The 1424-nt window shown below is 42.6% G+C and carries 2 protein-coding genes; both read right to left on the minus strand.

What is annotated here, in order from left to right; all coding sequences use genetic code 11:
- Positions 1–649, minus strand: a 649-nt coding sequence (locus F6K20_RS38440; protein ID WP_287298433.1) for an NB-ARC domain-containing protein, incomplete at its 3' end; no start/stop codon positions are given.
- Positions 646–1038 carry a hypothetical protein gene (locus tag F6K20_RS38445; protein ID WP_008180559.1) on the minus strand — a complete coding sequence of 131 codons (393 nt, stop codon included), beginning with the start codon at positions 1036–1038 and terminating at the stop codon, positions 646–648. The genes F6K20_RS38440 and F6K20_RS38445, both read right to left, overlap by 4 nt.
- Between the last annotated feature and the right edge of the window lie 386 nt (positions 1039–1424).

A 1424-nucleotide genomic window follows, 5' to 3' on the forward strand; every position in this document is an offset into this window, starting at 1 on the left:
TCCCCCAATTCTGGGGGGAAATTGAGTTAAAGTCCCCCAGAATTGGGGGATTTAGGGGGCTTGTAGCTAAAGGTAGTGAGGTCGATTCATCTGAAAACAGCTGTAAACAAGACATTAATAACTCCAAGGATTGATTGGGAGTCATCACGTCTAAATCATAGGCAATCGCACCTTCAACCTGGGCTTCTCTGGTAGTTACTAAAAGCCGACAGCCATCCCCAGCGACTCGAAAGGGTTCAACATGGTCAGGATGCCAAACATCATCCACTACTAGCAAGGCTTTTTTATCGGATAATAACGTTCTTAATTGTAAAGAAGCGCTATCAATGTTAATCGCTTTGAAGTCATAATCTCCTAATTGCTGTATCCAGCTACTTAGAAAGGATAAGATATCAGGTTGCTGACCTAAGGTTGCCCAAAAAATACCATCGGTAAAATGGGATTGAACCTCTGGATCATGGGCTAACGCAGCAGTAATGGTGGATTTTCCAATTCCTCCTAAGCCATAGATGGCACTAACTACTAAGGTGCCAGCTTTTGATGTTTCTTGGGATAAAAGGATTTGTTTTAGTCGTTGGCTAACTTCCGGGCGTTCCACATAATACAGAGGTAGTGGGGGAGCTTGATTGAATCGAGTTTGGTTATTCATATTCTCAATGTTGTAATTTTAACTAGTAGCGTAGCTTGGTGGGATTCCAATGCTTTAGTAATCTCTTGAATAATTTGCTCTAAATTAGGCAAAGCTTGAGCATCAACAGTAGTCACTAAACGCTCCATAGCTTGGGCAACTTCCGGATTTTGCTTAGCTGCTGCTTCTACTTCCAATACCACCTTGGCATAATGAAGAGATTGCTCTGGGGTTTTCTCGATCGCAGTTACTGTATCTGGAGACTGTTTTCTGAATAATTCCAGAAACAACCGCTTAGGTGTGTCCCAGAGAGCTTCCCCTACCTTGTGCCCGATTTTTTCTACGGCTTTAGTCGCTACCAGAATACCAACAGTAGCAATAGGTAAACTCACAGTTGTTAATGGTTCCATAGTTGAACAAGATTACTCAAAGTTAAAGTATATTATAGTATTTTTAAATTGGGTTTAGATATTTTAGAGTTTAGTAGGGTGGGCAGTGCCTACTAATGCGATCGCCAGCTACTGTTATCTATCTTTGGCACTGCCCACCCTACATCAATATTCTATTGTGATTAATTCGGGCGGTGGGCAGTGCCTACTAATGCTATCTCCAGCTGCTCTTATCTATCTTTGGCACTGCCCACCCTAGATCTGGGTTTTAGTGAGTTAGTTAGTAGGGTGGGCAGTGCCTACTAATGCGATCGCCAGCTACTGTTATCTATCTTTGGCACTGCCCACCCTACATCAATATTCTATTGTGATTAATTCGGGCGGTGGGCAGTGCCTACTAATGCTAT

This window comes from Moorena sp. SIO2C4 (assembly GCF_010672485.1).
In the GTDB taxonomy this organism is placed as follows: Bacteria; Cyanobacteriota; Cyanobacteriia; order Cyanobacteriales; family Coleofasciculaceae; genus Moorena; species Moorena producens.